Genomic DNA, 26,778 nt, shown 5'->3' on the forward strand with positions numbered 1-26,778 from the left:
ATAAAGGAGAAAATATTATGAATTTAGCTGCAGTTATACATGAATCAAAAAGTTCACTATCATATGCTTATGATAAAGATACATTACATGTAAGGATTAAAACAGCAAAGGATGATGTTACGAAAGTTACATTAATTGCACTTGAGCCATTTAATTGGGCTCCTAAAAAGGATGATCCAACGATATATGAGTTTAGATATGATGAAGTTCAATATATAAATATGGAAAAGGAATATACTACTGATTTATATGATTGTTGGTTTGCGGAAGTAAAGAATTTTCCATGGCTTAGAATAAAGTATTGCTTTATATTGGAGAACTCTACTGAAAAGTACGTAGTTGGGTGCAGAGACATAATAAAATATAATGAAAATGAAAAAGCTCTAGATAATTTAAGAAATTACTACAACTTCCCTTACATTAATGAAGAAGATATATATTCTTCACCAGAGTGGGTTAAAGATACTGTTTGGTATCAAATTTTCCCTGAAAGATTTCATAATAGTTCAACTATCAATAAGAAAGATATTTTGCCTTGGGGAAGCGATGATATAGATGGATATGGTAAAAAATTTGGAGGAGATCTTCAAGGAGTAATTGAAAAGTTAGATTATATAAAGGAATGTGGTTTTACAGGAATATATTTTACTCCAATTTTTGAATCACCTAGCTCACACAAATATGATACTACGGATTACTTGAAGATAGATCCTGAATTTGGGAATAATGAAACATTCAAATTATTAGTTGAAGAAGCACATAAAAGAGGAATGAAAATAATGATTGATGCAGTATTTAATCATTGTGGTTTTTTACATCCATTTTGGCAAGATGTAGTAAAAAATGGAGTGAACTCAAAGTATTATGAGTGCTTTTATGTTTTAGACGAAAACAAACCTATTGTTCAGGGAGATTTAATAAATGGACTTCCAAAGGATTGTTTAAAGGAAGATTTAAATTACAGAACCTTTGCCTTTACACAAATTATGCCTAAGTGGAATTTATCAAGTGAAATTGCAAGAAATTATCTTTTAGATGTAACTAGGTACTGGACTGAAGAATATAAAATAGATGGATGGAGATTAGATGTATCTAATGAGGTTTCCCATGACTTTTGGAGAGAGTTCCGAAAAGTTGTAAAAGACATAAATCCAGAAGTATATATATTAGGTGAAAATTGGGATAATTCATATCCATGGCTTAAAGGAGATCAGCTTGATGCTGTGATGAATTATGAATTTACTAGCTCTATATGGAGTTATTTTGGAAAAGGCGAAGAAAATAGCCCTAAATATAACTCTAGTCAATTTAAAAATGCAATTAATAATTTACTGTTCATGTACCCTAAAAATGTTGCTGAAAATATGTTTAACTTATTGGATAGTCATGATACTTCCAGAATACTTACATTATGCTATGATAATGTAGAAATATTAAAGTTAGCATATGTATTTCAAATGACTTTTTCTGGAGCACCAAGTATTTATTATGGTAGCGAAGTTGGAATGGCTGGAGGAACAAATAGTAATCGTAGGTGTATGATTTGGGAAGAAGACAAACAAGATAAAAATCTTCTTGAAACTATAAAAAAATTAATAATCCTAAGAGGGAAATATAAATCTTTTAAATCTGTTGATTTAGAATGGCTATATGTAGATGATGATAAGAATTGCATAATATATAAAAAGGAAAGTATGGATGAAAAATTATTTATCATTATTAATAACTCAAGTAATGATGTTGACATAATCTTACCTGATGAAATGAAATTTAATAGATATAATGATATTTATGAAGATGTAAATATAGATCTTAAAGAAGAAATATCGTTAAAGTCTTATAGTTTTAGGATCCTATTGAATATTTAATTTAAAATTATATAATATATGATTTAAAATTAGATATCTCTATTTAAAATTATTTAAAATAAGTATATTAGCAAATAAAAAGGAAAGTTATAATACAAACTTTCCTTTTTTAGTATAAATAATAGTCAAAGATCTCCATTTGAGTTCAAAAATATTTTTAATCAAGTAAAATCAATGGTTTAAAAGGTTCTCACGTTTCGTTATACCCTTTATAAAAATGAGAGATTAAATTTTTAAAGGCAATAAAGCTTACTCGAAATTGAATAAATTTTATATTAAATAGAGTTCTGAGACTACATCGTTTTATCTAAAAATTAAAACATATATTAAATAATCACAATATATGTTAAATAATTACAAAGGCGCTATAATATATATATCAAATAAATATTATTAATGAATATAAGGGGAGATAATAATGGAGGAAATTAAACAAAGGTATGATTCAGTTAATATTATGAGGATGGTAAGTGCTTTACTAGTTATTGCTATTCATACTTCAATATTTGGAAGTATCAATCAGACAGCTAATGATATTGTTACTAAGGGCATATCTAGAATTGCAGTTCCGTTTTTCTTTATTTCTACTGGGTATTTTATGTTTAAAAATATTAATAGACAAGGGTATATTAAGAGCTTTATAAAAAGGCTAGTAAAAATATATCTAATAATAGGTGTAATTGATGTTTTATTAATTATGCCATATGTTTCTGTAAGGTTACAAGGTGGTTTCATTAAAGCATTACAAGTTATATTAATAGGAGGTATTACTGAAAGTTTATGGTATGTACCTGCAATAATATTATCAGTATTAGTTGTAAGTGTTTTTATTAAGAAAAATTGGGTAAAACCATTAGTAATAGTAAGTATTTTATTATATATAATAGGACTACTAGGGGATAGTTACTATGGATTAATTGTAAATACACCATTAGAAAAAATAGTTGATATTTATAAAACGATATTTATAAATACAAGAAATGGAATAACCTTTAGTGTACCTTTTGTTGCAATAGGAGCTTTAATGGCAAAAGGTAATATAGCAAATAGTATAAAGAATATAAAATATGTTGTTTTAGGATTTTCTATTTTACTTGGAATAGAAGCATATTTATTGAATGCTAATAATATAGCTATTGATACAAATATGTATATATCACTTATTTTGCTAGTTCCAGCAATATTTCTATGCCTTCTAAATTTAAAATTTGAAATAAGTGAAAGAACTTCTAATATACTAAGAGAAATGAGCTTATGGGTATATTGTGTACATGAAACAATAATGCTTATGTTACTAATATATGTTGGGAATTTTAATACTATAATGATGTTTTTAATTGTATCATCTATTTCAATATTTATTGCATATTTAATTTCAGCAAAAAAAGTAAAAATACCTGCAGTTAATATTAAAAAAGAAAGAGTGATAGCATGGTCATTTTTAGCTTTAGCTATAATTATTTTAGCTACTAACTCAATTAAAGGTAGTAAATCTGTAAATAATTCTTCAACTGCCTTTAATTTAGATGGAGAAGCAACTGATATAGTTGGACCATTATATAAAATAAGTGATGAAAATAGCAGTTTATATATTTATGGTAATTTTATAGCAGGTACTGAAGATATGTATCCATTGAACGAAGCAGTACAAGAAGCAATAAAAAATAGTGATGGAATAGTTGTTGAGACAAATCAACCTAATCCATCAGACAATAGGTATATTGAATTAAGCACTTATGCTAAAGATGACAGTATTGAAAATCATATAAGTAGTGAAGCTTTAGAAATGTTGAAAGAGGTTTTATCAGGAAAAAATATGAAATTTGATCAAGTTAAAAGTTATAGAGCTATGGTAATAGATTCAATATTTCAAATGTTATATTCAGAGGTAGAAGGGTATTCAATGAATTATTCACCACAAGGTTTTGTAGAGGCCTTTGCATCAAAATATGAAAAAGATAAAATACCAATGATGGATATTTATGAACTTCTAACTGATATGGTATCTGTATCTAATGAAGTAGAGGATGCAAGTATTAAGCTAATAAAATATTATAAAGAAATAAAGCCGGAAAATTTAATAAAGTCATTAGAATTATGGAAAAATGGTGACTTAGAAGCCTTTAATAAATTTGATGTAGTGGAAGAAAGCTTAAATGATAGTGAAAAGAAAGAGTATCAAAAGATCAATGATGTATATAAAAAGCATAATGATGAGTTAAACAATAAATATAATGAAATTTACTTAGGGAAAGTAAAAGACTTTATGAAAGAAGATAAAAATTATTTTATATCAATTTATGCTGGTTCTATGGGAGGGGAAAATGGGCTATTAGAGAGATTAATTAAAGAAGGATATAAAGTAGAAAAGGTTGAGAAAAAATGATGATTTAAAAATTTGACCTTACGACATGTTCCATTAAATAGAATTGGAAAGCCAGAAGATATAGCAAATGCAGTAGTATTTTATGCTAGTGATGAATCATCTTTTATTACTGGAGATTTAATTGAAGTTGCAGGAGGATTCGGACTTCCAACTCCATTGTATGGGGATTCTATCACAAAATAAGAGAGAATGTATAATTGTTTTATGTAGTAATATATACCGTAAAGGAAATTAATGTTATAATAGTAAAAAAGGGGATTTAATATGAAAGATAATAGAATTAACTTAGTTATAAAATCTTTACTTTGGGGTATAGCTTGGCTTGGGGTAGCAGCATTAATAGGATTTATAATAACTAAAGTAACACCTTATAAAAACTTTGAAAATATCTTATTTATAGAAGGTATTATATTAGTTTTTGTAGGAATCTTTGCATCAATATCGGGTGATCCAATGGGACTTTCTATGCAAGGGCTTGGACAGAATAGTGCTCAATATGCAGCTAGTGCAAATCTAGAAGTTACTAAAATGGAAAGAGAAAAATCTAATAGAAAGTTAGATGTAGCACTAGCAGTTAGTACATTTTCTTTAATATTAGGTGGCTTGTTTAGCGCAGGTGTAACTTTTATTATCTAGCTTTATAGAAAGCTATTAGGAGTTATAGAAATTAGTATAAAGCTTTTTATTAGTATTATTTATAAAAATATATAATTAAATTTTTTCATCAATATCAGCAGATTCAATTGCCCTTTCACTAATGGGAGGGGGTAGAAGCTATAGAACAGAAATAGATATCTCATTTGCTTTTAGTACTTTATCTTTAATAATTGGTGGAGTTTTATCTACTGCTTTAACTTTTATAATGTAAATTAGAATTTATGTTTTTATAATAGAGTTGCTATTTAAATTATAGCAACTTTATTTAGTTTTAAATATTATATTTAGATATATTTATTAAGTAATAAATATTATTAATTAGGCTTGATTTAGTATAGACTATTATAGTATTATTTTATATAACTAACAGAAACTAATATTTAAAATAATTAGTTTGCAATTTAGAAATAAAAATAAGATATGTTAATATTATTTTGTAAAAATTATAAAATTAATAAAATTGAAATAAGACTATGCTTTGGAGGGAATTATGTTAAATATAGGATGTCATTTATCAACTACAAAAGGTTTTGAAAATATGGGAAAAGAAGCACTACAAATTGGAGCAAATACATTTCAGTTCTTCACTCGTAATCCAAGAGGTGGTAAAGCAAAAGAAATAGATATGGATGATATGGAAGGTCTTTTAAAAATTGCAAGGGAAAATAACTTTGCAACTATTTTAGCACATGCTCCATATACATTAAATGCATGTTCCGCAGATGAAAGAACAAGAGAATTTGCAAGAGAAATGATGGCAGATGATTTAAATAGAATGGAACTTATGCCAAATAATTTATATAACTTTCATCCAGGAAGTCATGTAAAGCAAGGGGTAGAGGTAGGAATTAATTACATAGTAGATTTACTTAACTCTGTATTAAGTAAAGAGCAAACTACAACAGTTTTATTAGAAACAATGGCTGGAAAAGGTTCAGAAGTTGGAAGAACTTTTGAAGAAATAGCAGAAATAATATCAAGAGTTGAATTAAAAGAAAAAATGGGAGTTTGCCTTGATACTTGCCATATTTATGATGCAGGATATGATATAGTAAATGATTTAGATGGGGTTTTAGAAGAGTTTGATAGAATAATAGGATTAGATAGATTAAAAGCAATTCACTTAAATGATAGCAAAAATCCATTTAAAAGTCATAAAGATAGACATGAAAAAATAGGAGAGGGTTCTTTAGGATTAGAAGCTATAACAAGAATAATTAATCATCCAAAGCTTAAACATTTACCATTTTTCTTGGAAACTCCAAATGAATTAGATGGTTACGCCAAAGAAATAGAACTATTAAGAAGTAATTATGTAGAATAATAAAATTTCTTGCTATCTAGTAATTTCTTGTGTAATATTTACTTATCAATAAGGAATTTTTATAAATTGTAAATATAAAGGCTACGATAACTAGATATGTTCCATAAGCTAAATAGCTACGCAAAGAAGTTCTAGGCTTGGAAAAGCTACTATGCCAAGAGTTTTGGTTAACTCGCTGCGCTCAAACAATTAAGCAACACTAAGGCCTAGTAGTTCTTCTAACGCCAAGCACTTCTAATTGCTCGCTATATGCTTATTCCACAGTCTATTTATCTTCGCCAACTTATATTTTGCCACTTTAAACCATTAAACGAAGAATTAGCCTCATTAATGCTATGTTTAAATTGGAGATATTATATAAAAATCGGAAAGTTAATACATATCATTATGTTTAATTTGCAATTTATAGCAAGGAGTTGTTTTAGATATGGAAGATTTAAAAAATGCTATTTGTGAAATGTTAAAAGAAGAAATTATAAAGATAGTTATTAGTAATAAAGCAAATAAAGAAGTTGAATATAATAAAATAAATTTTTTACTTAAGGAAAATAATAAGGGGAAAAAATATTATCAAATAGAAAAATTTACTGATAAACAAGTTTTTCATGAAAATATTGAAATTAATCAATTAGAAAAATCATTATTTAATGCTTTATATGAAAATTATAAACAATTATCAGCATGGTCTAATGAAACCTCTTTTGATTTAAAAATATCAAAAAAGGGAAAAGTTTTTTTAGGAAAGAAAAAGAGTAATAACTCAAATCTTTCTAATAAGAGCCATAATAAAGAAAAAAATTATATATTAAAGGAAGGTATGATAATAGAACCTTTAATAGATTTGGGGGTTTTTACTAAAGAAGGTAAGGTCATAAATTCTAAATATGATAAGTATAAGCAAATAAATAGGTTTATTGAGATAATAGATGATGAAATAAAGAAAAATGAATATAAAGAGCTTACTATATTAGATTTTGGTTGTGGAAAATCATATTTAACATTTGTTTTATATTATTATTTTGTAGAGATAAAAAAGATAAATGTGAAAATGATAGGCCTAGATCTTAAAGCTGATGTTATTAAAAAATGTAATGAAATAGCTAAAAGATATAAATATGATAATTTACATTTTGAACTTGGTGATATAAATGGTTATAAATATGAAAATAATGTTGATATGGTAATAACACTACATGCTTGTGATACAGCAACAGATTATGCATTATATAACGCAATAAAATGGAATGCAAAGATGATTTTCTCTGTACCATGTTGCCAACATGAGTTTAATCATCAAATGGAAGCAAACACATTATCTATATTAACTAAATATGGTATAATTCAGGAAAGAGTAGCAGCATTAATGACTGATGCAGTAAGGGCAAATCTTTTAGAAGCAGCGGGTTATAAGACACAGCTTTTAGAATTTATTGATATCGCTCACTCACCTAAAAATATATTAATAAGAGCTTCAAAATCTAAAATTTCAATGGAGAAAAAGGAAAAAGCTTTAAAGGAAGTTGATTCACTTATAAGTGAATTTAATTTTAATCCAACATTATTAAATTTATTGAAAAAAGATGATTTAATATAAATTACAATGCTGTACTTTTAAAGTACAGCGTTTTTTTATATTAATGATTAAGTTACACTAACTTTGATAAAAATAATATGGAATAGTTCAATGACAGCAAACTATAAAATGAATGGGAGGACATATATGGAGATGAATGAATTGAAATTATATATAGAAAAGAAATTGAATAAAGAATTCATAGGTCAAAGAGAATTTTTTAAAGAAATATCAGAATATTTTATAAATAAAATAGAAAATGAAGAAAAAGGGATTTTAATTGTAGCAGGACATAAAAATACATTTAAAAAGGTGAGTATAAGATGTATTTTTGAGGAGTTATATAAAAATAAACTAATAAGAAATAAAAATTTAGATGAAATTGATTTAGCATCTTATAATTTTAATTTGGGATATAATGCTTTTTTAACAGACCTATATGAAAAGTTAGGTAATAATAAATCAGAAGGTGTAATGTTTAAAAATGCAGAAAAAGCATCAAAGGAAATAATGAAGATATTATCAAGTATATATCCTAATACTTGTATTCAATTAAAACATGATTATGTAATTAAGAACAAATTTTTAGTAGAAGCTAAAGAACAAGATAAAAATAAAATTAATAAGATAGTGTATCATAATAAGTTTTTTATATTTATTTATAACTATGAAGATAAGAATGAATTTGAAGATTTTTTACAGGTATCATTAAAAAATAGTGATAGAATTTTTTATACTAGAGAGCTTACTGAAAAAGAAAAGAATATAATTATAAGAAAAAAATTAACAAATGAGATTGAAAAGATAAAAGATGATTTTGGGATACAAATTCTATTAGGATTTAAGGACGGTAGTAACGAAAAAGAAAAATTTAGTGTTTGTGAATATCTTCAAAAGAACTTTAGTAAAAATAGTGGCTTTGATATTACAGAATATATATATTATAAATTGAGTGATCCTTTAAGAAATTTAATATTAAAAGAATCAATAGAAGAGGGAGAAAAGATACTAGTATATGTAGATTATAATAAAATACATTGTAAGGTGAATAATGAGATATATAGATTAAATAAATATTCCACCCCTACTTTAGATGAGGTTAGATATAAATTAGAATCTATAATAGGGGTTAAGGATCTAAAAGAATTTTTAACAAATATAGAAAATAATTATAAGGTACAAAAAATAAGAGAAAAGCTAGGAATGAGAACATCTAGAATATCTTTAAATATGATATTTGCAGGAAATGCAGGTACTGGAAAGACAAATGCAGCAAGGATAACTTATGAATATTTAAATGCTTTAGGATTATTATCAAAGGGAGTATTTGTTGAGGTTAGCAAGGCAGATTTTATAACAGAAAATATTAATGAAACTGCTAAAAGAACAAATGATATAATAAGTTCAGCAATAGGAGGAGTACTATTTATCGACGAAGCATATGCTTTGTGTGAAAGCGAAGATGATAAGGTTGGAAAGGAAATAGTAGATGCTTTATTAAAAGGAATTGAGGATAATAGAAATAATTTAACAGTTATATTGGCTGGATATGAAAAAGATATGGAAGAATTTTTAAGCTTTAATCAAGGACTTAAATCTAGATTCCCTAATACAATTCATTTTGAAGATTATAATCCAAAAGAAATGTATGAAATTGCAAAGCAAATTGCAAAAGCTAAGGGATATAGAATTGCAAAAAATGTTAAAAATGATTTGATAGATTTGTTTACAAGAAATCAACTTACAGGAAAAAATGATTTGGGGAATGCGAGGTTTGTAAGAAATATAATAGAAAATGCAATTATATATTCTTCAAGAAAATATTTAAATAGTAATAAAGGTGAAATAGATTTATTAGAAAGAGAAGATTTTAACTTTAAGGCTAGTGCTAAATTTGATTTAGAAGAAAAATTAAAAGATATAATAGGTTTAGAAGAAGTTAAAAATCTTTTAAGAAGTCAATATAAGCTTTTAATTGCTCAGGAAAAAAGAAAGTCTGTTGGAGTAAATACAAAAATAGATCAAAATTTAAATATGGTATTTGCAGGTAATCCTGGTACGGGAAAAACAAGCATAGCAAGGTTAGTTGCAGAGATGCTTAATAGCATGGGATTATTAAAAGTAGGTCAGTTGGTAGAAACAGATAGATCTAGTTTTGTTTCTAATGTGCAAGGAGAAACCTCTAAAAAGACAGAAGAAAAATTTAAAGAAGCTTTAGGTGGTGTACTATTTATAGATGAAGCTTATACTCTTGCTAATGATAGTTTAGGAAGAGAAGCTATAGAAACACTCCTTAAATTAATAGAAGATTATTCAAAAGAAGTAATAGTTATTTTAGCTGGATATGAGCAAGAAATGGAAGAATTCTTTGATGTAAATATAGGACTTAGATCAAGATTCCCATTGTGGACTAATTTTGAAGATTATAATCCAAATGAACTTTTAGAAATGTCTATAAGACTAGTTGAATCAAAAGGATTTAAGCTATCTAAGAATGGATATACAGCACTTAAAAAGAGTTTTGTTGATATATATGAAAATTCTGATGCTCAATCAGGAAATGGTAGAATGGTAAGAAATTATGTTGAAAATTTAATAAGAATTCAAAGCATAAGAATTGCAGAAGAAGATATAAGCGTTTATGAAATGAATTTAATAACTTCTAAGGATGTTGAAAAGCTTAATACTTCTCAATATGACAATGAATTTGATTTAGAAAAAAGATTAAAGGATTTAATTGGAAATGAAGAAGCCAAAGAATTTTTAAGAAATCAATATAAATTAATGAGAGTAAAGGAAAGACGAAAGAGATTAGGATTATCTACTGATATAAATAGATATATGAACATAATTTTTACTGGAGATATTGGAACGGGTAAAAAAACTGTGTTAAATATATTATCTGAAACATTATATAGTATGGGTGTTGTAAAAGCTAAAAGTATAGTAGAGCTCAATAAAGAAGAAATTATAGATAATATAAAAGATGGAATATCTTTTGAAGATATTTTAAATAAGCAAATTGGCAAAGTAGTTTATATAGATAGTGCGGAGTTCTTATTAGAAGATACATCAAATAGAATAATAAAGGACTTAATCAAATTTATAGACAAGAATAGTAATAGAATAGTTATAACTTTATCAGGGAAAAGTAAAGATATTAAAAGTCTTATGCAGTTAAATCCAGAATTAAATTATAGGTTTCCATCAATGTTAAACTTTAAAGATTATAACAAAGATGAATTATTTAATATGGCACTAAGCATTTTAGAAAATAAGAAATATGTTATAGATGATGAATCTAAAGAAACTTTAAACAAGACAATAATAGAATTAGATGATAATAGAAATTTAAGTTTAAGAAATGGCTTAATGATAAAACAATATTTAGATATTCTTATTAGAGAACAAAGTATTAGAATTTGCGATTCTAAAATAAATCCTAAAGAAATGAATACAATAATCTCAAGTGATATTACTAAGAGTAAGAATCAATTTTTATTAAAGAATATTTTTGATTGATGGTTTTAAATATAAGCGTAGAAGATATATATGAAAATAGAAAAGTAATAGGGGCAATAGAATATTTATATATTTTATTTATCCATTGTTTGTAGTTACTATTAATTTCTTTATAGTAACTACATATATTTGAAATTTAGAATTTGGGTTAATAGATATAGTAGTTAGTTTTGTATGAAAACAAAACTAACTACTTTTTTAATAAAATATTATGAACTTATTTATATAAATAAATTGGAATAGTGTGAAGGTACTAGTATCTAAATTAATTATCAATCTAATAAAATAATTTATTAGATATTTAAAGGCTTGATATTATCTACATCTATATTAATACATTCATTTACTTCTAAAATTATATGGCTACCTGAATAAGGTTTGCCATTTACTAATATTATAACTTTATCTACGCCATAATTATATCCATAAGTTAATGCTAATGATTTTAAAGCAGTGGCTTCACTTCCAGAACCAAGATTACTTAATAAATTATAATAAGATTTTGACAAGTCAACAGTTAGTGTATTATTTTCTCTAGCTAGCTTAGCCGAACGAATAGATAAGCTATCGCCAAAATTAAATAAATTTTTATCTGGAGGATTTTTTAGTTCATTTGATAATGCAGTTACTAAGGCACCATCTATAACTTCAATAGGTTTATCTTTATAATAAAATACATCGTCAACGCAATTGTAGTAATATATTCTTGAATTTATAGTCTTTTTTACAGCATTAGTTTCGCTATTATTACCAGTATTAGAATTATTGTAAGAATTTTTAGAATAAGGGATAGCAGAGCTATAATCTACATTAAAATAACCATTAGGAAGATCACCTTTTAAAGAAGTATATAGCTTATCTCCAAAATAAATGGCAACTTTATCAACATTTAAATTATAAGCATAGGTGGATATTAATGAAGATAATAATCCGCTTTCAGTTGAAGATCCAAGAGTCATTTTATCAACATACGAAGAAGAAAATACTACAGTTAGAAGTTTTTTATTTTCATCTAATTTAGCAGAAGTGATTTCTACTTCGTTAGTTAAATTTAAAAAATTGTTGTTAGGGGAATAGTTTTGAAGCTCTTTGGTTAAAGCTTTTACTATAGCTTTGTCTGATATTTGAATTTCTTTATCTATATAATAAAGTTTCAATTTTGAAGAATCGAAATAAAATAAACGAACTTTAGTATTAGTAATTGATTTATTTTCATTAGAGTTATTATTTGATGGTTTATCATCAGATGGATTATCCTTATCATCATTTGGATTTTTTTCTTCATCAACAATATTTTTTGAAGGAGTAGATACTGGCTCATCTTTACTTTTATTACATCCAATTAAAATAAGTGAAAATACTAATGAAAATATTAATAGAAATAATCTTTTTTTCATAGAATCACTTCCTAAATTTAATATCAATATAGTGTATTATTATACATAAGTATTATTGACAAAAATATAAAATTAATAAAAGTTTAATTTATTGTATAAATATTTGAAATATAATATAAATTAAAATAGTAAGGGACTATTATATTAATGGAAGGAGAAACAATGAAGAAATTTTTAAAAGTTTTAGGGATAATAATTTTAGTAGTAGTTTTAGTAGGTGGAATTTTTCTATATTCTATAAGAGATAGAATATCTTTATATACAAGTGTATTAAAGAAATATAGTGAGTTTGTAGAAAATGAAAAAAGTTTAACAGAAAATTTGTCGTTAAAATCTATAGATTCTATTGATTATGATGATATTATATATAAAAACACTAATGGAGTTCCATTAACCCTTGATATTTATGGACCAAAGAAAAGTGTTAAGGGTGGTTCACCAGTAATATTATATGTACATGGTGGAAGCTGGGTGTATGGAAATAATGAAATACCAGAAGCAATATCACCACTTTTAGATGAATTTAGAGAAGAAGGCTTTACAATAATAAGTACTAGCTATGAGCTTATGAAAGGTGAGGAAAATTTCAGTAAACAAATTAGTGATGTAAAAGATACAATAAGATGGATACATAAGAATAAAGATGATTATGGATTTAATGCTGATAGGATAGGTGTTATAGGTGCATCATCTGGAGCACACTTAGCATTAATGGCTGCATATAGTAGCGAAGATGAATTTGTTGATTCACAGGAACTACAAGGTTATCCATCAAATATAAAGTATTTAATAGATTTTTTTGGACCAACAGATTTAACAACTTTAGATACTAGCAATGTTCAATGGGATTTAGAACAAATAATAAATTCAGTAGGAGAACAAAAGGAAGATATTTTAAAACTTTATAGTCCAGTGAATTATGTAGATAAAAATGAGCCAAATACGTTAATAGTTCATAGTAAACAAGATAATACAGTACCTTATAAAAATGCAGAAATATTATATAATGAGCTTAAAGAAAAAGGAAATAAAACAGAACTTATAACATTAGAAGGAGCTAGCCATGATTTTTCACAAATAAATATAGATGAAATTGTATCAGTTGGCATAAAAATGTTAGAATTTATTGCAAAAAATATGTAGACTACATTATAAATGAATATTAAATAATTTTTAGCAAACTCTATTTATATAATAGTTAAACTAATTATATAAAGGAGAATATTTATGAAAGTAATTGTAATAGGATGCACTCATGCTGGTACATCAGCTGTTGTAAATTTAAAAGAATTATATCCAGATTCAGAAGTAGTAGTATTTGAAAAAAATGATAATATTTCATTTTTATCATGTGGAATAGCTTTAAGTGTTGGAGGAGTAGTTACAGAGCCAGAAAAGCTTTTTTATAATTCTCCTGAAAACTTATCTTGCAGTGGAATAGTTGCAAAAATGAAGCATGAAGTGTTAGATATAGATTTTGATAATAAAAGGATTAAAGTTAAGAATTTAGTAAGTTCAGAAGAATTTGAAGATAATTATGATAAACTTATTTTAACTTTAGGTTCTTGGCCGATAGTTCCAAATTTAGAAGGACTAGATCTTGAAAATATATTATTATGTAAAAATTATAATCATGCTAAGATAATTGATGAAAAGAAAGATTCAGCAAAAAATGTTGTTATAATTGGAGCTGGATATATAGGTGTGGAGTTAGCTGAGTCATTTGAAATGTTAGGAAAAAAAGTAACATTGATTGATGCAGAAGATAGAATTATGTCTAAGTATTTAGATAAGGAATTTTCTGATATTGCAGAAAAAGAGTTTACTAATAGAGGAATTAAATTAGTTCTAGGAGAAAAAGTAGTAAAGTTTAGCGGCGATAATGGAAAAGTTCAAAAGGTAGTTACTGATAAAGGAGAATACGAAGGTGACTTAGTAGTACTTTGCATAGGATTTGCTCCAAGCACAAAATTAGTAAAAGGAAAATTAGAAACTTTAAAAAATGGTGCAATAATAATAGATGATTATATGAGAACTAGTAGGGAAGATGTTTTTGCAGCAGGAGATTGTTGTATGGTAAGATATAATCCAGCAAAAGATAGTAGATATATTCCTCTTGCAACAAATGCAGTTAGAATGGGAATGTTAATTGCTAGAAATATAAAAGAGCCAAAATTAAGGTATATGGGAACACAAGGAACATCAGGAATAAAGATTTATGATGTGTGTATTGCATCTACAGGGTTAACAGAAGAAGGAGCAAAACTTACTACAAATTTTGAAGTAGAAAGTGTAACAATAAATGAAAAAAATAGACCTGAATTTATGCCTACGTTTGAAGATGTTATGTTAAAATTAGTTTATGAAAAAACTACAAAAAGAATTGTTGGGGGACAAATTGCTTCCAAAGTAGATATGACTGAATTTATGAATACTCTTTCAGTTGTAGTTCAAAATGAAATGACTGTTGAAGAACTTGCAATGACAGATTTCTTCTTCCAACCACATTTTAATAAACCTTGGAGTATTTTAAACTCTGTAGCATTAAAAGCATTAAAATAAAGGTTGAAAATAGAGTTTATAAAATTATAGCTTATCAAAATGATAAAAATAAAAAAATAGCACTAAAAAGCTTATAAAATACTGGATTTAACCAAAGTGATAAAGGATTATCAAAATGATAATCCTTTATTTTTTTAATAAAATAGTCTTTAAAAAGATCTTAAAATCATAAAAATATTAAGAAATCATATTAATAATTAAAGAAAAAGTTGGCATGGGTTTTGCTTAAAATATAAATGATGATTTTAATAATAATATTAAAAATTTAATATATTAAAACTATAAGGGGGAAAAGAATATGGATTTTACGAATATTAAATCACAAGCAGAGGGATATAAAGTTCAAATGACTAAATTTTTAAGAGATTTAGTAGCTATTCCTGGAGAAAGCTGTGAAGAAAAAGGTGTTGTTAACCGTATAGCAGAGGAAATGAGATTATTAGGTTTTAATAAAGTTGAAATAGACCCACAAGGTAATGTGCTAGGATATATGGGAACTGGTGAGACATTAATAGGATTTGATGCACATATTGATACTGTTGGTATAGGAAATAGAGCAAACTGGAACTTTGATCCATATGAAGGATATGAAAGTGAAACTGAAATAGGTGGACGTGGTACTTCAGATCAATTAGGTGGAATAGTTTCAGCTGTTTATGGTGCAAAAATAATGAAAGATTTAAATCTTTTAAGTGAAAAATATACAGCTTTAGTTGTAGGTTCAGTTCAAGAAGAAGACTGTGATGGACTTTGCTGGGAATATATAATTAAAGAAGATAATATAAGACCAGAATTTGTAGTTTCTACAGAGCCAACAGATGGAGGAATCTATAGAGGACAAAGAGGTCGTATGGAAATTCGTGTTGATGTTCAAGGAGTTTCATGCCATGGTTCAGCTCCAGAAAGAGGAGATAATGCAATTTATAAAATGGCTGAAATATTAATGAATATTCGTGACCTTAATGAAAATGATGCAGCTGATGATAAAGAAATCAAAGGATTAGTAAAAATGTTAGATGAAAAATATAATAAGGAATGGAAAGAAGCTAATTTCTTAGGAAGAGGTACAGTTACAACTTCTCAAATATTCTATACTTCTCCAAGTCGTTGTGCCGTTGCTGATTCATGCTCAGTATCTTTAGATCGTCGTATGACTGCAGGTGAAACTTGGGAAAGCTGTTTAGAAGAAATCCGTAATCTTCCAGCTGTTAAGAAGTACAATGCAGCAGTAAGTATGTATAACTATGATAGACCAAGCTATACTGGATTAGTATATCCAATTGAATGCTACTTCCCAACTTGGGTAATTCCAGATGATCATATTGTAACAAAAGCAATGGAAGAATCATACAAAGGACTTTATGGAACAACAAGAAGTGGTGCTGCTGTAACTGAAGAAATGAGAAAAGCTCGTCCACTTACTGACAAATGGACATTCTCAACAAATGGAGTATCAATAATGGGACGTAATGGAATTCCTGTAATAGGATTTGGACCAGGTGCAGAAGCAGAAGCACATGCTCCAAATGAAAAGACTTGGAAAGAAGATTTAGTTAAGTGTGCTGCTGTATATGCTGCATTACCAACAATTTATTGTGCTAATAAAGAAAAATAATAAATTAATATTTGAATAAATAAAAATCAAAATAATGAAGGGTAGGAATTTTAAAATGGCTTTAATGGACAAGTATATTAATGAACTTAATCAATTAGATTTTTCAAAAATGTATAATGATGACTTTATGGAGACTTGGAAAAAAAGTGACGATGAATTAAAAGCTGTCTTTACAGTTGCAGAAGCTTTAAGAGATTTAAGAAAAAATAATATTTCTACAAAAATATTTGATAGTGGACTTGGAATTTCTTTATTTAGAGATAATTCAACTCGTACAAGATTTAGCTTTGCATCAGCTTGTAATCTTTTAGGATTAGAAGTACAAGATTTAGATGAAGGAAAATCACAAGTAGCACATGGAGAAACTGTTAGAGAAACAGCTAATATGGTTTCATTTATGGCTGACGTTATAGGGATAAGAGATGATATGTATATAGGTAAAGGAAATACTTATATGAGAGAAGTATCAAAGGCTGTAAGAGAAGGATATGAAGAAGGAACATTAGAACAAATTCCAACTTTAGTAGACTTACAATGTGATATTGATCATCCAACACAAGCTATGGCAGATGCTCTTCATTTAATTAATGAATTTGGTGGAATAGAAAACCTAAAAGGTAAAAAAGTAGCTATGACTTGGGCATATTCACCATCCTATGGAAAGCCATTATCAGTTCCTCAAGGTATTATTGGACTATTAACAAGATTTGGAATGGACGTTGTTTTAGCTCATCCAGAAGGATATGAAGTAATGCCAGAAGTTGAAGAAATTGCTAAAGAAAATGCTAATATTTCAGGTGGATCATTTACAAAAACTAATTCAATGGAAGAAGCATTTAAAGATGCTGATATCGTATATCCAAAGAGCTGGGCTCCATTTGTTGCTATGGAAAAGAGAACAGATTTATATGGAAATGGAGATTTTGATGGAATAAAGGAATTAGAAAAGGAATTATTAGCACAAAATGCTGAACATAAAGATTGGCAATGTACTGAAGAGTTAATGAAGACAACTAAGGATGGAAAGGCATTATATTTACATTGCTTACCAGCGGATATTACAGGAGTTAGTTGTGAAACTGGAGAAGTTGATGCTTCAGTATTTGATAGATATAGAAAACCTCTATATAAAGAAGCTAGTTATAAGCCATATGTTATAGCAGCTATGATTTTCTTAAGTAAGGTTAAAAATCCACAAGAAGTTTTAGATAAATTAGAGTCAGCTAAGAAAGAACGTCAATTTAAATAAGCTTAACACTATAAATAGGCTTTTATCCTAGAATAGAAAAAGATGGATAAAAGCCTCTAAAATATTTAGAAAAACTCAAAATTTAAATCATAAATTCTAAGGGAGTATATAGGGAGAGAAATTATGAAAAAGAAAATTGTAATAGCATTAGGTGGGAATGCATTAGGAAATAATTTAGAAGAGCAAATGGGTGCAGTTAAGTCAACTGCAAAGGCTATAGTAGATTTAATTGAAGAAGGACATGATGTCGTTATATCTCATGGAAATGGACCTCAAGTTGGTATGATAAACCTTGCTATGGATGCATTAACTAAGTCAAATCACAAATATTCATCTATTCCAATGTCTGTATGTGTTGCAATGAGTCAAGGATATGTAGGGTATGATTTGCAAAATGCACTTAGAGAAGAGCTATTAAGTAGAAATATAGATAAATCAGTAGCAACAATTATTACTCAAGTTGAAGTAGATAAGAATGATAAAGCATTTGATAATCCAACTAAACCTATTGGAAGTTTTATGACTAAAGAAGAGGCAGATATGTTAATTGCAAAAGGTGAAAGTGTAGTAGAAGATGCAGGAAGAGGATATAGAAGAGTAGTTGCATCTCCAAGGCCAAAGAGTATTATAGAAATTAATACAATTAGAAGTTTAGTAGATGCTGGACAAGTTGTTATAGCCTGTGGTGGCGGTGGAATTCCAGTAATTAAAGAAGGAAATCACTTAAAAGGAGCTAGTGCAGTTATAGATAAAGATTTTGCTAGTTCTACATTAGCAAAAGAGTTAGATGCTGATTTTCTAATTATATTAACAGCTGTAGAAAAGGCTGCTATAAACTATGGTAAGGAAAATGAAAAATGGTTAGATAATGTTACAGTTGAAGAAATGAAAAAATATGTTGAAGAAGGGCATTTTGCTCCAGGATCAATGAAACCAAAGGTAGAAGCTGGAATAGAGTTTGCAGAGTCAAAAGAAGGAAGACATGCTCTTATAACATTATTAGAAAAAGCTAAAGAAGGAATTCAAGGAAAGACTGGAACAAGGATTATTAGATAATTAGGAGGTTTAATAATGGGGGAAAATATACTGTGGAAAGAAAATACCATGCCAAAAAGTAAAAAAGATGGTGATTTGGATTTTTTAAGTATGGATGAAATAAATAAAGCTAGAAACTTTCATAAGAGTTTTCCAGAATATAGTGTTACACCATTAAGTAACTTAGAAAATTTAAGTGAAAGATTAGGACTTGGAGGAATTTATTTAAAAGATGAATCATATAGATTTGGTTTAAATGCTTTTAAAGTTCTAGGTGGATCTTATTCAATGGGAAAATACTTAGCACAAAGGTTAAGTATGGATATATCAGAATTGCCATATGAAAAATTAACTTCAGATGAAGTTAGAGAAAAACTTGGTGATATTACTTTTGTTACTGCAACAGATGGAAATCATGGAAGAGGGGTTGCATGGACAGCTAATAGATTAAAACAAAAGTCAGTAGTTTATATGCCAAAGGGATCGTCCTTAATAAGGCTTGAAAATATCAGAAAAGAAGGAGCAGAGGCTTCAATCACAGATATGAATTATGATGATGCTGTAAGACTTGCAGCTAAATATGCAGAAGATCATAATGGAGTAGTAGTTCAAGATACTGCTTGGGAAGGATATGAAGAAATTCCAGCATGGATAATGCAAGGATATGGAACCATGGGACTTGAAGCATTAGAGCAATTAAGAAATGATTATAAAGTAGAAAGACCAACGCATATATTCTTACAAGCAGGGGTTGGTTCACTAGCTGGTGGAATACAAGGATTTTTTGCTTCTGTATTTGGTGAAGATTGCCCAACTACCATTGTAGTTGAAGCTAAAGAAGCAGCATGCTACTATGAATCAGCTATGGCGAATGATGGAAAACCAAGAGCTGTTGGTGGAGATATGCCAACAATAATGGCTGGACTTGCATGTGGTGAAGTTAATATAACAGGATTTGAAGTTTTAAAGAATCATTCTAAAGTTTTTGTATCAGCTCCAAATTATGTTGCAGCAAATGGAATGAGAGTTTTAGGAAACCCACTTAATGGAGATAAGAAAGTTGTTTCTGGAGAATCAGGGGCAGTTACTTTAGGGTTAGTTTATGAATTAATGACTAATCCAAAATACAAGGATTTAAAAGAAAGTATTGGACTAAATGAAAATTCAAGAGTTCTTTTATTTAGTACAGAAGGAGATACTGATCCAGATAAGTATAGAGAAATTGTTTGGGAAGGAAGCTATAATAGATAATTGACAGTTGATAGTGCATAATTGATAATTAAGCATCTTTTTAGGAATTTTAGGTCTAGAAATTTAGATAGTATAAATGTGTAAAAAGGGTCTGTATCAAAATAAATTTTGATATTAGCCGATAAAAAGGGAAGTTCTGATTAGATTCGAACTTCCCTTTTTGCGTATATATAAATAACAGAAAAAATTTAGATTTAAGTTCAAAAACGCCTTTAAGCAAGTAAAATCAATGGTTTGAAAGGGGCTCGCAAAACGCGAGCCCCTTTATAAAAATAAGAAATCAACTTTTCTAATGCAATAAAGATTACTTAAAATTAAATAAATTTTATATTAAATAGATTTCTGAGACTGCATCTATTTTATTTAAAACTATTTAAATAAAATATTAATAATAAAAATAGGAAAATACTTGAAATTGATTCCATTAGTATATATACTGTATATATAGATATAAACAGTATATATACTGTTATTTATAAGGAGGAACTTTTATGACTGCTTTAATGGAGATAGAAAACTTAGAGAAGAATATAGGAAATTTACATTTAAGAGGAGTTAATTTTAAAATAGAGCCTGGTTATATAGTTGGATTAGTAGGTGTAAATGGTTCAGGTAAAACAACACTTATTAATACAATATTAAATTTATATAAGAAGGATAGTGGAAGTGTAAAAATTAATGGCATTTCTATGGATGCTAATGAAAAAGATGCAAAAGATCAAATTGGTTTTGTTCTTGATGAAAATATGTTTGAGGATACTATAAGTGTAATAAGTAATGGAAAAATTTATGGAAGTCTTTATAGTAAGTTTGATGAAAATTTATTCCGTAAATTTTGTCAGCGTTTTGAAGTACCTCTTAAGAAGAAAGTAGGTAAGTTATCTGCAGGTTTAAAGGTTAGATTCCAGTTAGCCTTTGCTTTATCTCATGATGCAAAACTATTTATAATGGATGAACCAGCAGCAGGGTTAAACCCTCTATTTAGAAAAGAGCTTATAAATTGTATGCAGGAAATTGTAGAAGATGGAACTAGAAGTGTGTTATTTTCCACTCATATTACAGAAGATCTTGATCAAGTTGGAGATTATATAGCTTTACTTCATGATGGGGAAATATTTTTCTATTTAAGTAAAGAGGAGCTTCAGGAGAAGTATTTAATTATTAAAGGTAGTAAAGAGCAAATTCAAAATCTTAAGGTCTCTAATATTATTTATCGAGAATATGGAGAATATCATAATTGTGCTTTTATTGAAAAGGTAGAAGGAGAAGATTATATAGATATGGAAGTTAAAGTTCCAGCAATAGAAGAGGTAATGTATTATTTAGACAAAGGAGGGTACTCTAAATGCTAAAAATTATTATTAGTGATTTATTAGTAAACTTAAAAAGGTCTTGGGTAAGTGTAGTACTCAATATAATTTTATTTATTTTAATAACTATTTATATATCATCTTTTGTATTGGCTACAAATATACCAGCGGATATTCCTAGAACAAAAGAAGCTGTAAGTAAATTATTATTGGAAGAGCATATGATAAGGCTTATTTTCCCTGTTATATATAGTATGGCATTTATTACAATGTTTGATATAACAAAAAAAATTCCATTAAGGCTTAGTAAAGCAATGTTTGTATGTGCAGCAGGTGAAAAGGAAAAAATGAAATATATGTACTTACAGTTATATATAAAGATTATTTTTGGATTTATGTTTATTTTTATAGCAAGTTATAGTTATATAGGTAAAATATTTCTTAATAAAGGTATAATATTAAATTTAATAGAGCTTATTTTATGGTTTTTTATTATATTAGATATTAATTTAAAAATAGGTATAGGTGAACAAGGATTAAAAAAGAAAGATAAAGAAGGATATATAATATATTCTAAAGAGGAAGAAATAGTTAATTATTATTGGATTTGTTTATTAATGCTGGAGGCTATAGTTTTTTATTCATTGTCTATTATTAATGTGCAATTGAATTTTTTAGGGGGAATAGGCTGGATTATAGCTCTTATAGTAAATGCATACATTGCTTACCATTGTATAAATCCAATTTTAAAGAAATCTCTTTCATATGAAGATGTTTATAGGCAAATACCAGATACGAAAGAAGGTTAATAATGAATATTATTTTAGATACAGATAGTAATATTTCAATTTATGAGCAAATAGTTAAATCTATAAAAAATTCAATCATACAAGAATCTATAATGCCAGGAGATTTATTACCATCCATTAGATCTCTTGCTAGAGATCTACAAATAAGTGTAATCACAACAAAACGTGCATATGAGGAACTCGAAAAGGAAGGGTTAATTTATTCAGTTCAAGGTAAGGGGTTTTACGTAAAAGAGCCAAATCGTCAAAAGCTTCGAGAGGAGCAGCTTAAAGATTTTGAAAATAATTTTGAAAGTTTAATTAGTGAGGGTAAAAAATTAGAACTTACACTTGAAGATATGAAAGATATTTTAAAGACTTTATATGAAGGGAGATAGCCTTTATGACAAATATTATACAATGTGAAAATATAGTAAAAAAATATAAAGATTTTTCACTTAAATCAGTTTCATTAACAATTAAACCAGGATATCTTACAGGGCTTATTGGAATAAATGGCGCAGGTAAAACTACACTTATTAATATTATATCTGGATTAGATACTGACTTTGAAGGGAAAGTAAATATAAATGGAATTGATATACAAAAGAATACTTCTGAAGCAAAGCAAGAAATTGGTCTAATTTCTGAAAAACTTTCATTTTTTATGGATAAGACAGCATATGAAAATGGAGTACTTCTTGGAGAATATTTTAATAATTGGAGTATGGAAGATTATTATATATGGCTAGATAAAATGAATATTCCTAAGGGGCAACAATTATATCAATTTTCTAAAGGAATGAAAATGAAATTTCAAGTATGTTTTGCTATGGCACATAGTCCAAAATTTCTTCTTTTAGATGAACCAACAGCTGGATTTGATCCTGTTTTTAGAAAAGATTTTTTAAATATGCTACAAGATATATTAAATAAAGATATTGGAATTCTTATGGCAACTCATATAACTAGCGATCTTGATAAGATTGCAGATTATATTATCTTACTTGATAATGGTGAAATTAAAATAAATGATACTAAAGAAGCTCTTGAAGATAATTTTAAAAGAAAGCAATTAGAAGATTCCTTAAATAAAAAATTTCACATAAGTGATTTACTTTAAAAATAAGGAGGTATAGCAAAATGAGCTATTTAGAAAATGAAAAAGAAAGAATAAAGTATCATTATCAAAAATTAGTGCTTGGAGTATTATTATTTTTCTACTTTGTAGTAATTCAATCAGATGTTTCTTCTCATAAAGTTATATGGGGGAAGGGGTTGGATCCTAAACCTATTTCTTTTATAAATCCTATATTAGTTTTTGGAGTGATTATATTGATACTATATCTTAATAATCATTTATTTTGGATAAAGGAGCAAGGAAAACGAGTTTTTATATTAAGGAAATATGATACTATACCTCTTAGTAAAAAGGAAATGTATAGTTCAAAATTAAAAATAATAATTAATAATTTACTAACTTTTTTGTTAGGGGATATCATAATTTATGCAGGAACTATGATGTTTAATTCTTATTTAGAAATTGATATTTGGATGAATGTTATGGAAATATTACAAGTGCTATCAGCTTCAGCAATTTTAATAGGGTTTCTTTTAATAATAAATCTTATTCAGGATAATAAAACGAAAAAAGAAGCTTAAGTAAAGAGTAGTAGATACTATTCCCAATAAAGTATGTTAGATTAAAAACTTCTTTATTTAACATACTTTATTGGGAATGTTTTAATTAAGTTTACTTAAAGATGGCTATAATCATATATATAATAATTTTACTAAGTTCATATTTAGTTCATAAAACTAAAATATTATTTAAACTACAGTAGTAAAATTTATTGCAGGAGGAAAAGTATGTTATCGCTAAAAAATATAAAAAAATCATATGTAACAGGCGAATTTAAACAAGTTGCTTTAGGTGGGGTAAGCTTAAACTTTAGACAAAATGAATTTGTAGCAATACTTGGACCGAGTGGTTCAGGAAAAACTACTTGCCTAAATATTATTGGAGGATTAGATAAATATGATAGTGGAGACTTAATTATAAATGGGAAATCCACTAGAGAATTTAAGGATTCAGATTGGGATGCTTATCGTAATAATAGTATAGGATTTATTTTTCAAAGTTATAATTTAATAAGCCATTTAAGTATTTTAGACAATGTAGAAATGGGAATGACATTAAGTGGAGTTTCATCTGCTGAAAAACATAAAAAAGCTTTAGAATCTTTAGAAAGAGTTGGACTTAAAGACCACGTTCACAAAAGACCTAATCAGCTTTCAGGTGGACAAATGCAAAGAGTTGCTATTGCAAGAGCGCTTGCAAATGATCCAGATATAATACTAGCAGATGAACCAACAGGAGCTCTTGATACTAAGACTAGTATTCAAATAATGGATCTTATAAAAGATATAGCAAAAGATAAGCTAGTTATAATGGTAACTCACAATCCAGAACTAGCTAAAGAATATGCAGATAGAATAGTTGAATTTAGAGATGGTAATGTTATTTCAGATACTAATCCATTAGAAGAGGAAAAAAGTAATAATTCTTATAGCCTTAAAAAGACAAGTATGAGTTTCTTTACAGCATTAAAGTTATCAGGAATGAATATAAGAACTAAAAAATGGAGAACTTTCTTAACAGCATTTGCATCAAGTATAGGTATTATAGGAATAGCATTAATTTTATCACTTTCAAATGGATTTGATAAGCAAATAGATATTTTTGAATCAGATACCTTATCAGGATTTCCAATTATGATAACTCAAAAAGCTGCTGAAGTTGATATAAATAGTATGATGGAACATAGCAAAGAAATGAGAAAAGAGATGTCTGGAGATGGTGAGGAAGATGGAAAGTATCCAGAAACAGATGTTATTTATCCATATAACACTAAAGAAAATACATTTATGCACAATAATAAGCTAACAGAAGAATATGTAGACTATGTTGAAAAAATAGATAGCAATTTACTTTCAGGAGTATCATATACTCGCTTAGTCAACATGAATCTTTTAAAAAGTGATGGTAATGTTGCAACTCCAGTAAGTGTTTCAGATTTAAATTTATCATCTTATCCAATAAAGCTAGATAATAGTACAGAAGGATATTTAGAGACATCATATGACTTACTTTCAGGTGAATATCCAAAAGAAATGACAGATTTAGTTTTAGTTGTAGATGAATATAACAAAATAGATACAGCAATTTTAGATGCACTTGGAATTGATAGCAATAAAGAAGAAATTAACTTTAATGATATTATAGGTCATGAATTAAGAGCTATATTAAATAATGATTACTATACTAAGGTTGGAAATTACTTTACACTAGCAGGAAATCCTAGTGACATGAGTGAAATATATAATAATGAAAGAGCAATTCCACTTAAGATAACTGGAATCTTAAGATTAAAGAAAGATGTGACTATTCCTGTTTTATCCTCAGGTCTTGCTTATTCAGATGAATTAAGTAAGCACTTTATAGAAGATGCTAAAAATTCAGAAGTAGCAAAAGCTCAGCAAGCAGTTGATTATAATGTATTCACAGGAGAAAGATTTGATAAAGTAAGTGATAGACCAGATAGCAATAATCAAAATACTAAGGAAAATATACTTTCTTCAATAGGGGCAGTTGGTACTCCATATATGATTACTTTATATCCAAAAGATTTTACAACAAAAGAAGCTGTAACTGACTATTTAGATGATTGGAATGAAGGGAAAGAAAAAGAAGATGTTGTTATATACAATGATATGGCAAGTACATTTGTAAGTTTATCAGGTGGAATAATGGATGCTATAACAATGGTTTTAATAGCATTTGCTGCAATATCTTTAGTAGTTTCATTAATAATGGTTGGAATAATAACTTATATTTCAGTTCTTGAAAGAACAAAGGAAATAGGAGTATTGAGAGCTTTAGGAGCTAGAAAAAAAGATATAACTCGCGTGTTTAATGCAGAAACATTTATTGTTGGAAGTTGTTCTGGTATTCTAGGAATAATAATTGCTTGGCTATTAACATTCCCAACAAATAATATATTATATAAGATAACAGATTTAAAGGGTGTAGCAGTTTTAGATCCAGTTCACGCTATTATATTAATAGTTATAAGTGTATGTTTAACTATGCTAGGGGGATCTATACCAGCTAAAATGGCATCTAAGAAAGATCCAGTTGAAGCTTTAAGAACAGAATAATTTTAAAAGTAATAGGCAAA

General features: G+C 27.4%; 20 protein-coding genes. 19 read left to right on the forward strand and 1 reads right to left on the reverse strand.

All coding sequences use genetic code 11. From position 1 onward, the window contains the following. Positions 1-17: 17 nt before the first annotated feature. The 7 genes from NSA50_RS07290 (at position 18) to NSA50_RS07320 (ending at position 11,330) form a co-directional block, all read left to right on the forward strand. Positions 18-1,868, forward strand: a complete 1,851-nt coding sequence (locus NSA50_RS07290) for a glycoside hydrolase family 13 protein (protein WP_195430510.1) — start codon at positions 18-20, stop codon at positions 1,866-1,868. Between the two features lie 418 nt (positions 1,869-2,286). Beyond that, positions 2,287-4,254 carry an acyltransferase family protein gene (locus tag NSA50_RS07295; RefSeq protein ID WP_257444129.1) on the forward strand — a complete coding sequence of 656 codons (1,968 nt, stop codon included), beginning with the start codon at positions 2,287-2,289 and terminating at the stop codon, positions 4,252-4,254. A gap of 12 nt (positions 4,255-4,266) precedes the next feature. Beyond that, positions 4,267-4,437, forward strand: a complete 171-nt coding sequence (locus NSA50_RS07300; RefSeq protein ID WP_374940968.1) for an SDR family oxidoreductase — start codon at positions 4,267-4,269, stop codon at positions 4,435-4,437. Between the two features lie 81 nt (positions 4,438-4,518). Further along, positions 4,519-4,890, forward strand: coding sequence for a hypothetical protein (locus NSA50_RS07305; protein WP_257444130.1), 372 nt, complete (start codon positions 4,519-4,521; stop codon positions 4,888-4,890). 511 nt (positions 4,891-5,401) lie between these two features. Then, positions 5,402-6,235, forward strand: coding sequence for a deoxyribonuclease IV (locus NSA50_RS07310; protein ID WP_195430505.1), 834 nt, complete (start codon positions 5,402-5,404; stop codon positions 6,233-6,235). 427 nt (positions 6,236-6,662) lie between these two features. Continuing rightward, positions 6,663-7,829, forward strand: a complete 1,167-nt coding sequence (locus tag NSA50_RS07315; RefSeq protein WP_257444131.1) for a class I SAM-dependent methyltransferase — start codon at positions 6,663-6,665, stop codon at positions 7,827-7,829. A 126-nt stretch (positions 7,830-7,955) separates the two neighbouring features. Next, positions 7,956-11,330 carry an AAA family ATPase gene (locus tag NSA50_RS07320; protein WP_257444132.1) on the forward strand — a complete coding sequence of 1,125 codons (3,375 nt, stop codon included), beginning with the start codon at positions 7,956-7,958 and terminating at the stop codon, positions 11,328-11,330. 293 nt (positions 11,331-11,623) lie between these two features. Here NSA50_RS07320 and NSA50_RS07325 read toward each other — a convergent pair whose 3' ends face one another. Further along, complete coding sequence (locus NSA50_RS07325) at positions 11,624-12,727, reverse strand: GerMN domain-containing protein (protein WP_257444133.1); 1,104 nt, start codon at positions 12,725-12,727, stop codon at positions 11,624-11,626. Positions 12,728-12,889: 162 nt separating this feature from the next. Between NSA50_RS07325 and NSA50_RS07330 the strand changes: the two genes are divergently transcribed. The 12 genes from NSA50_RS07330 to NSA50_RS07385 all read left to right on the forward strand — a co-directional run bounded on the left by NSA50_RS07330 (position 12,890) and on the right by NSA50_RS07385 (position 26,758). Further along, the gene (locus NSA50_RS07330; protein WP_257444134.1) at positions 12,890-13,870 is read left to right on the forward strand and encodes an alpha/beta hydrolase; all 981 of its coding nucleotides are present in this window, start codon (positions 12,890-12,892) and stop codon (positions 13,868-13,870) included. A gap of 84 nt (positions 13,871-13,954) precedes the next feature. Next, positions 13,955-15,289, forward strand: a complete 1,335-nt coding sequence (locus tag NSA50_RS07335; RefSeq protein WP_257444136.1) for an FAD-dependent oxidoreductase — start codon at positions 13,955-13,957, stop codon at positions 15,287-15,289. A 298-nt stretch (positions 15,290-15,587) separates the two neighbouring features. Then, a complete protein-coding gene (locus NSA50_RS07340) occupies positions 15,588-16,904 on the forward strand; it encodes a YgeY family selenium metabolism-linked hydrolase (protein ID WP_257444138.1) in 1,317 nt (438 codons plus the stop codon). Positions 16,905-16,959: 55 nt separating this feature from the next. Further along, entirely contained in the window at positions 16,960-18,153 is a 1,194-nt protein-coding gene (gene ygeW / locus NSA50_RS07345; protein WP_195263520.1) for a knotted carbamoyltransferase YgeW, read from the forward strand. A 123-nt stretch (positions 18,154-18,276) separates the two neighbouring features. Beyond that, on the forward strand, positions 18,277-19,209 hold the full coding sequence (gene arcC / locus NSA50_RS07350; protein ID WP_195263521.1) for a carbamate kinase: 933 nt from the start codon (positions 18,277-18,279) through the stop codon (positions 19,207-19,209). A 15-nt stretch (positions 19,210-19,224) separates the two neighbouring features. Further along, entirely contained in the window at positions 19,225-20,439 is a 1,215-nt protein-coding gene (gene dpaL, locus NSA50_RS07355) for a diaminopropionate ammonia-lyase (RefSeq protein ID WP_257444142.1), read from the forward strand. Between the two features lie 491 nt (positions 20,440-20,930). Further along, positions 20,931-21,791: an ABC transporter ATP-binding protein gene (locus tag NSA50_RS07360; protein ID WP_195263523.1), complete on the forward strand. Its 861-nt coding sequence runs from the start codon at positions 20,931-20,933 to the stop codon at positions 21,789-21,791. Next, positions 21,785-22,558, forward strand: a complete 774-nt coding sequence (locus tag NSA50_RS07365; RefSeq protein WP_195263524.1) for a hypothetical protein — start codon at positions 21,785-21,787, stop codon at positions 22,556-22,558. The genes NSA50_RS07360 and NSA50_RS07365 overlap by 7 nt, the downstream gene beginning before the upstream one ends. A 2-nt stretch (positions 22,559-22,560) precedes the next feature. Then, the gene (locus NSA50_RS07370) at positions 22,561-22,935 is read left to right on the forward strand and encodes a GntR family transcriptional regulator (protein ID WP_257444144.1); all 375 of its coding nucleotides are present in this window, start codon (positions 22,561-22,563) and stop codon (positions 22,933-22,935) included. Between the two features lie 5 nt (positions 22,936-22,940). Further along, complete coding sequence (locus NSA50_RS07375) at positions 22,941-23,660, forward strand: ABC transporter ATP-binding protein (RefSeq protein WP_257444145.1); 720 nt, start codon at positions 22,941-22,943, stop codon at positions 23,658-23,660. 20 nt (positions 23,661-23,680) lie between these two features. Next, complete coding sequence (locus tag NSA50_RS07380; protein ID WP_195263527.1) at positions 23,681-24,199, forward strand: hypothetical protein; 519 nt, start codon at positions 23,681-23,683, stop codon at positions 24,197-24,199. Positions 24,200-24,406: 207 nt separating this feature from the next. Beyond that, positions 24,407-26,758, forward strand: coding sequence for an ABC transporter ATP-binding protein/permease (locus NSA50_RS07385; RefSeq protein WP_195263528.1), 2,352 nt, complete (start codon positions 24,407-24,409; stop codon positions 26,756-26,758). Positions 26,759-26,778 lie beyond the last annotated feature (20 nt).

The organism is Clostridium mucosae (genome assembly GCF_024622765.1).
Taxonomy (GTDB): Bacteria; Bacillota; Clostridia; order Clostridiales; family Clostridiaceae; genus Clostridium.

Excerpts from the sequence above, each read along its gene's own strand:
- NSA50_RS07290 (WP_195430510.1), top strand. The coding sequence starts at position 18 with ATGAATTTAGCTGCAGTTATACATGAATCAAAAAGTTCACTATCATAT.
- NSA50_RS07295 (WP_257444129.1), top strand. The coding sequence starts at position 2,287 with ATGGAGGAAATTAAACAAAGGTATGATTCAGTTAATATTATGAGGATG.
- NSA50_RS07305 (WP_257444130.1), top strand. The coding sequence starts at position 4,519 with ATGAAAGATAATAGAATTAACTTAGTTATAAAATCTTTACTTTGGGGT.
- NSA50_RS07310 (WP_195430505.1), top strand. The coding sequence starts at position 5,402 with ATGTTAAATATAGGATGTCATTTATCAACTACAAAAGGTTTTGAAAAT.
- NSA50_RS07315 (WP_257444131.1), top strand. The coding sequence starts at position 6,663 with ATGGAAGATTTAAAAAATGCTATTTGTGAAATGTTAAAAGAAGAAATT.
- NSA50_RS07320 (WP_257444132.1), top strand. The coding sequence starts at position 7,956 with ATGGAGATGAATGAATTGAAATTATATATAGAAAAGAAATTGAATAAA.
- NSA50_RS07325 (WP_257444133.1), bottom strand. The coding sequence starts at position 12,727 with ATGAAAAAAAGATTATTTCTATTAATATTTTCATTAGTATTTTCACTT.
- NSA50_RS07330 (WP_257444134.1), top strand. The coding sequence starts at position 12,890 with ATGAAGAAATTTTTAAAAGTTTTAGGGATAATAATTTTAGTAGTAGTT.
- NSA50_RS07335 (WP_257444136.1), top strand. The coding sequence starts at position 13,955 with ATGAAAGTAATTGTAATAGGATGCACTCATGCTGGTACATCAGCTGTT.
- NSA50_RS07340 (WP_257444138.1), top strand. The coding sequence starts at position 15,588 with ATGGATTTTACGAATATTAAATCACAAGCAGAGGGATATAAAGTTCAA.
- ygeW (WP_195263520.1), top strand. The coding sequence starts at position 16,960 with ATGGCTTTAATGGACAAGTATATTAATGAACTTAATCAATTAGATTTT.
- arcC (WP_195263521.1), top strand. The coding sequence starts at position 18,277 with ATGAAAAAGAAAATTGTAATAGCATTAGGTGGGAATGCATTAGGAAAT.
- dpaL (WP_257444142.1), top strand. The coding sequence starts at position 19,225 with ATGGGGGAAAATATACTGTGGAAAGAAAATACCATGCCAAAAAGTAAA.
- NSA50_RS07360 (WP_195263523.1), top strand. The coding sequence starts at position 20,931 with ATGACTGCTTTAATGGAGATAGAAAACTTAGAGAAGAATATAGGAAAT.
- NSA50_RS07365 (WP_195263524.1), top strand. The coding sequence starts at position 21,785 with ATGCTAAAAATTATTATTAGTGATTTATTAGTAAACTTAAAAAGGTCT.
- NSA50_RS07370 (WP_257444144.1), top strand. The coding sequence starts at position 22,561 with ATGAATATTATTTTAGATACAGATAGTAATATTTCAATTTATGAGCAA.
- NSA50_RS07375 (WP_257444145.1), top strand. The coding sequence starts at position 22,941 with ATGACAAATATTATACAATGTGAAAATATAGTAAAAAAATATAAAGAT.
- NSA50_RS07380 (WP_195263527.1), top strand. The coding sequence starts at position 23,681 with ATGAGCTATTTAGAAAATGAAAAAGAAAGAATAAAGTATCATTATCAA.
- NSA50_RS07385 (WP_195263528.1), top strand. The coding sequence starts at position 24,407 with ATGTTATCGCTAAAAAATATAAAAAAATCATATGTAACAGGCGAATTT.